Below are 6,555 nucleotides of genomic sequence, written 5' to 3'. Positions count from 1 at the left end.
AATGGATTAATACCATTCGACTATCTCATGCATTGCCTAGAGCAATTGACCAACTCTGCACTTGATATCGAAACATTATTGCCCTGGAATGTAAAACTTAGCTAAGTGTTTTACCCAGACCTTCACCGAGTTTCGAGATACGAAGACACAACAATAGAGTGAAGTTACGAGCCGCGAGTTTCGAGATACGAAGACACAACAATAGAGTGAAGTTACGAGCCGCGAGTTTCGAGATACGAAGACACAACAATAGAGTGAAGTTACGAGCCGCGAGTTTCGAGATACGAAGACACAACAATAGAGTGAAGTTACGAGCCGCGAGTTTCGAGATATAAAGAGGCAACAACAGATTGATGTCTCTTCGCAACTCGCTACTATTCACTCGCCACTAATCACTCGCCACTAATCACTCGTAACTGAACACTCATTACTTATTACTTATTACTTTTTATCTTTATTATAGCCCTGAGTTGCTCTCGCTATTTTCTTTTGTTCGGTATAATTTAGTTTTTTCTTACCTGCAAATGGATTTGAGGTCTCTCTAAATTCAATACGAATTGGGGTACCCATAATTTTTAATGATTTACGGTAGTAATTCATTAAATAGCGTTTGTATGACTGAGGTAATTTTTTAGCTAAGTTACCATGAATAACAATAATAGGTGGGTTATACCCGCCTGCGTGAGCATACTTTAATTTAATACGACGACCATTATGCATAGGCGGTTGATGATCAAATGCTGCCATATCTAATATTTTAGTTACCATCGCGGTAGATATACGCTTGGTTGCACTCACAAATGCCTCTTCTACAGACGCATACAAATGACCAACACCAGTACCATGCAACGCTGAAATAAAGTGAATTTTAGCAAAATCAATAAAACCTAAACGTCTATCAAGCTCAGTTTTAATTCTATCTTTAGCATGCTCTTCTAATCCATCCCACTTATTAACCGCTAACACCAATGAACGGCCAGATTCTAAAATAAATCCGAGCAAACTTAAATCTTGATCACTGATACCTTCACGTGCATCAATTAATAATAAACAGACATTAGCGTCTTCAATTGCACGCAATGTTTTGATCACTGAGAATTTTTCTACTACATCAGTAACATTTTTACGACGACGAATTCCTGCGGTATCAATTAAGGTATAGGAGCGACCATTATGTTCCATCGGAATATAAACACTATCGCGAGTCGTGCCTGGTGCATCAAAAACAACGACACGTTCTTCGCCTAAAATACGATTAGTTAAGGTTGATTTACCGACATTAGGTTTACCGATAATAGCCAGTTTAATGGTATCGTTTTCTTTTGGTGCTTCTTCAATTTGTTTCTCAAGTTCTGCTTCGCTAAGTTCACGTTCATAGTCACCATCAAACTCCCCCTCTTCACCATCAGCTGCTTTAGGTTGACCCAATGCTTCAATATGAGGAGTAAGTGCTAAGGTAAGCAATTGCGTTACGCCACGACCATGGGCTGCGGCAATTTTATGCACTTCTTCACCAAGACTTAGCGCATAAAATTCAGCGACTGCCGAATCGGCATCTATGCCATCAACCTTATTAGCGACTAGAAATATTTTTTTGTCTTGTTTACGTAAATAATCAGCAATACCATAATCAGCTGACGTTAAACCATCACGGGCATCTACTAAAAACAATACCGCATCAGCCTCGTCAATAGCCGTCAACGATTGTTCAGCCATAAGTAAATCAATACCTTCTTCATCACCATTAATACCGCCCGTATCAATAACAATAAAGGGATGTTCTTCAACCTCTGCTTGGCCATACTGGCGATCGCGAGTTAAGCCAGGATAATCAGCAACTAAAGCGTTTCTAGAGCGGGTTAAGCGATTAAATAACGTTGATTTACCAACATTTGGGCGGCCAACTAGGGCAACAACAGGAAGCATGAAAACCTCAAAAGTGAAATAAATACCTAGTTCTAGTATTAATAGAAGAACGGAATAAGGCTATTTATATAATATAAAAACAAGCAACGGCTCCAATAGGAGCCGTATATAATTTTAGTCTAAAAAATCAATAAAAAGTAATTAGATTTACTTTTCTGTGACAACTATTTCAGGTGTTTCAATGGCCTGTAAATCACCATCTCGTGATTGGCTATATAAAATGTTATCAACCACTGTTGGTGTTGAGTGTATGCCACTACTATCAACTTCATGTCGAGCAACAATCTCACCGCTTTCTTGGTCTAACCAATGTAAATAGCCTTCAAAATCGCCAACTACAACATAATTATCAATAACAGCGGGACCCGTAACACCACGATTAGTAAGCACTAAGTTACTCCAGCGCTCAATACCATTTACTCTATCAATAGCATAAACATGGCCGCGTAAATTGGTTAAGAAAATAGTATTACGATAAATCGAAATTTGACGATATGATGAATATTGACGTTTCCACAATACTCGACCACTTTTCAATTCTATGGCAGCTAAGTTACCTCGTGAAGAGATGGCATAAACTTTATCACCAAAAACAACAGGAGATGAATCAACATCAATAACGCGTTCAAGTTCAGTTGAACCCGCAGGTTCTCCTATTTCAGTTGACCAACCTTGCTGACCTTTATTTAATAAGTAAACATTAACGCCACCTTTACCAGTACCGACGATAACACCACCCGATGCTATTACTGGCTGACTAATACCGCGTAATGTTAACGCAGGAACATCTTGCTCTATTTTCCATAACTCTTCACCATTGTCAGCATTAAACGCTTTCATAATACCGGATGCAGTGTTTACCACGACAACACCAGAATCAACCGCTGGTGCAGATATAATTTCACCTTTAATATCCGCTTGCCAAACAAGCTCACCCGATTGCGCATCTAAAGCATAAAACTTGCCCTTTTCACTGCCAATAAAAATTTTATTTAAACCCGCAATAGGACCACCTGAAAGCATTGCGGAAAGTCGGCTATCCCAAAAGCTACGATCATTATCAACATCACTTAAGTCAACATTCCAAAGCTCTTTGCCCGTTTTTACGTCAAAGGCAAAAACATCACCGGCTCGGCTAGCACTATATACGGTATTATAGGCAACGACAGGCTTAAGGCGAGAAAAGAAATCTTCACTGCCATCACCAACGCTTTCTTCCCATAAAATATTTGGTTCAAACTGCTGATTAATTTCACTAAGTTCAGCAACTAAATCACTAGTATCTTCCTCTTCATCTGTAGATGAACAGCTAAATAAAGCGCTAGACAATAAAAGCACGGCTAGCATATTTTTGTAATTGGTTAAAAAGCGCTGACTAGCCTGTTTATTAAATAATACCATTGAACAACCTTATTTACTTAGCAGTGGGAACTATAGAAGTTAAATTAACAGCCGTCGCTAAATCATCTAACTTCATTTGCAAGCTTGGGCTACTCGCTAGACCATCAGCTGCAATAGCAACTTGGTAAGAATTACGTGCTAATTCATTTTTTCCTTGTAATAAATAGGTATCACCTTTTATTTCTTCAATAGCTGCAGTGAATGATTCCGGTAATGGTTTAGCTAACGTGGCAAATGCTTGTTCATATTGCTCTAACTGAATTTGAACACGTGCTAAACGTAAGCTAGCAATACCTTTAATACCATCAGTGGGTGCACTTTCAATAGCTGCTTTTAACTGTGCTTGTGCAACGGCCCAATCTTTTTTGCTTGCCGCTTCTTTAGCTAATGCTAATGCCGTTAATGACGCATAACTCGTCGTGGAGTTTTCTTTGATAAATTTTTCTGCATTTTCACTAAATGCTTGTTTATCTGTCGCACTATTTTCCATTAGTGTTTGATAGCTATTTGAAATAGCCAATTCATCAGCAAGTTTATTATCTTTGTAGTAGTTAAAACCGATAAAGCCAACAAAACCTAAAACAATACCAGCAATAATCATATTGCCATTTTCTTCCCAGTAACCTTTGATCGCTTCTACTTGTTGTTCTTCTGTTTGATAAATATCCACTTCTTCACCTTCGACTAAATGTCTTAAATTAATGTCGTTAATAAACTTGGAATTTTCTCAAATGCCAAGCTTTGTTGTTCTTGTTGTCCACGCAAATATTTAACCATAACCTGTTGCTCAGCAATTTCGTTATCACCTAATATTAACGCGATTTGTGCACCTGACTTATCTGCACGCTTTAATTGTTTTTTCATATTGCCGCCACCACAGTGACATTGCAAACGAATATCAGGTACTTGATCTCGCCATTGTTCTGCTAATTGGTTCGCTGCAATTTGTGCATCGTCACCTAAAATCACCACATACACATCAACTTGTGGGCGTACATTGGTTACTTTATCTAACTCAGTTAACATCAGCACTAAACGTTCAATACCCAAAGCAAAACCAAAGGCTGGCGTTGCTTTACCACCAAGCTGCTCTACTAAGCCATCATACCTACCACCAGCACAAACAGTACCTTGTGCTCCTAAACTGTCAGTTACCCATTCAAAAACAGTCCGGTTATAATAATCTAAACCACGGACTAAACGTTCATTTAACACATACTTAATTCCCGCTGCATCTAACCGTGCACAAAGGCTAGTAAAATGTTCTTGTGTTTCTTCACCAAAGTAATCTGATAATTTTGGTGCGTCCGTTAATGCTTCTTGTACTTTGGGGTTTTTACTATCTAACACTCTAAGCGGATTAGTATGCATACGACGTTTAGAATCTTCATCAAGTAATTCTTCACGCTCAGTTAAATACTCAATCAATGCATCACGATAATTAGCACGTTCTTCATTGCTACCTAACGAGTTCAACTCTAGTGTGACAAATTCATTGATGCCAAGTTCCCGCCATAAGCGAGAAGTTAATAAAATAATTTCAGCGTCAATGTCTGGTGTTGCAATACCAAAGGCTTCTAAGCCAAATTGATGAAATTGGCGGTAACGACCTTTTTGTGGTCTTTCATGACGAAACATCGGTCCCATATACCAAAGACGTTGTTCTTGGTTATATAAAAGGCCATGTTGGTTGCCTGCGCGTACACAACTGGCTGTACCTTCTGGACGTAACGTTAGGCTATCGCCATTACGATCGTCAAAGGTGTACATTTCTTTTTCAACAATATCTGTTACTTCACCAATAGAACGTTTAAACAGTGCCGTTGATTCAACGATTGGCATACGTATCTCGGCAAAACCGTAATTACTGGCCACTCGACGTAGTACTGATTCTACCATTTGCCATATATTAGTTTCACTTGGCAAGCAGTCATTCATACCGCGAATTGCTTGTAACGCCTTATTTTTAGCCACTTATTTATTTCTCTCTGCTGTACTTTACAGTGTGTTAATTTTTACGCAGCGCGCATTATAGCGAATAACTACTCATACTTAAACGGGAGAATAATTATGCCAGAAATAATGCCTAAAATGATTAATCTACTGATTTAATATCAATTTGATTTTTTTCATTTAATCGCTCTTCCATCGCATGTGCTTTAGCGCGGATACGTTGCTCAAGCTGATCAACCAAATTAGTATTATCAAATCGTTCTTTTTGGCGAAGACCATCAAGGTAGTAACCGCTTTTTTTACTACTGCCCGTTAAGCCTAAATCAGAGACCATCGCTTCACCAGGACCATTAACAATACAACCAATAATAGATACATCCATTGGCGTCATAATGTCTTCAATACGCTCTTCAAGGGCATTTACTGTTGCAACTACATCAAACTCTTGACGTGAACAACTAGGACAAGCAATTAAATTAATACCACGACTGCGCAATTTCAATGATTTTAAAATATCGAAACCAACTTTGATCTCTTCTACAGGATCAGCGGCAAGTGAAATACGTAACGTATCACCAATACCTTGCGCTAATAAAAGCCCTAAACCAACAGATGATTTAACTGAACCAGCGCGCAAACCGCCCGCTTCAGTGATACCTAAATGCAATGGGTTATCAATTTGTTTAGCCAGTAATTTATATGATTCTACTGCCAAAAACACATCTGATGCTTTGACACTTACTTTAAATTGATCAAAGTTCAATCGATCAAGAATATCAACATGGCGCATGGCTGATTCAAACAACGCTTCAGGTGTGGGCTCGGTATATTTCTCTTGAATATCCTTTTCTAACGAGCCGCCATTAACGCCTATTCTAATAGGAATATTTTTATCACGAGCGCATTCAACCACACTGCGAATTCTATTTTCATTACCAATGTTACCGGGATTTATACGCAAGCAATCAACACCATATTCGGCTACTTTTAAGGCGATACGATAATCAAAATGAATATCCGCAACTAAGGGAACATCCACTTGCTTTTTGATTTCACGAAATGCTTCAGCAGCATCCATCGTAGGTACGCTTACGCGGACAATGTCAGCACCAACCGCTTCTAATGCTTTAATTTGTGCCACTGTAGCAATAACATCAGTCGTTAACGTATTAGTCATTGATTGCACTGTAATTGGCGCATCACCACCAACGGGCACATTACCCACCATGATTTGACGGGCTTTACGACGAATGATTGGAGATTCTTTAAACATAA

At 38.7% G+C, this 6,555-nt stretch carries 5 protein-coding genes; all 5 read right to left on the bottom strand.

The features are described 5' to 3' along the window. Window positions 1-441: 441 nt before the first annotated feature. Window positions 442-1,926 carry a ribosome biogenesis GTPase Der gene (der, locus tag DWA31_RS09195; RefSeq protein WP_114326300.1) on the bottom strand — a complete coding sequence of 495 codons (1,485 nt, stop codon included), beginning with the start codon at window positions 1,924-1,926 and terminating at the stop codon, window positions 442-444. Window positions 1,927-2,073: 147 nt separating this feature from the next. Continuing rightward, on the bottom strand, window positions 2,074-3,327 hold the full coding sequence (gene bamB / locus DWA31_RS09190) for an outer membrane protein assembly factor BamB (RefSeq protein ID WP_114326299.1): 1,254 nt from the start codon (window positions 3,325-3,327) through the stop codon (window positions 2,074-2,076). A 13-nt stretch (window positions 3,328-3,340) separates the two neighbouring features. Then, window positions 3,341-3,997, bottom strand: coding sequence for a YfgM family protein (locus DWA31_RS09185; RefSeq protein WP_114326298.1), 657 nt, complete (start codon window positions 3,995-3,997; stop codon window positions 3,341-3,343). A 23-nt stretch (window positions 3,998-4,020) separates the two neighbouring features. Beyond that, entirely contained in the window at window positions 4,021-5,301 is a 1,281-nt protein-coding gene (hisS, locus tag DWA31_RS09180; protein WP_114326297.1) for a histidine--tRNA ligase, read from the bottom strand. Window positions 5,302-5,422: 121 nt separating this feature from the next. Continuing rightward, window positions 5,423-6,553, bottom strand: coding sequence for a flavodoxin-dependent (E)-4-hydroxy-3-methylbut-2-enyl-diphosphate synthase (gene ispG / locus DWA31_RS09175; protein WP_114326296.1), 1,131 nt, complete (start codon window positions 6,551-6,553; stop codon window positions 5,423-5,425). Window positions 6,554-6,555: the final 2 nt, after the last annotated feature.

It is taken from the genome of Candidatus Colwellia aromaticivorans, from assembly GCF_003333305.1.
GTDB lineage: Bacteria > Pseudomonadota > Gammaproteobacteria > Enterobacterales > Alteromonadaceae > Colwellia > Colwellia aromaticivorans.
The sequence above is the reverse complement of the archived record's forward strand: the minus strand, read 5'-3'. Positions and strand labels throughout refer to the sequence as shown.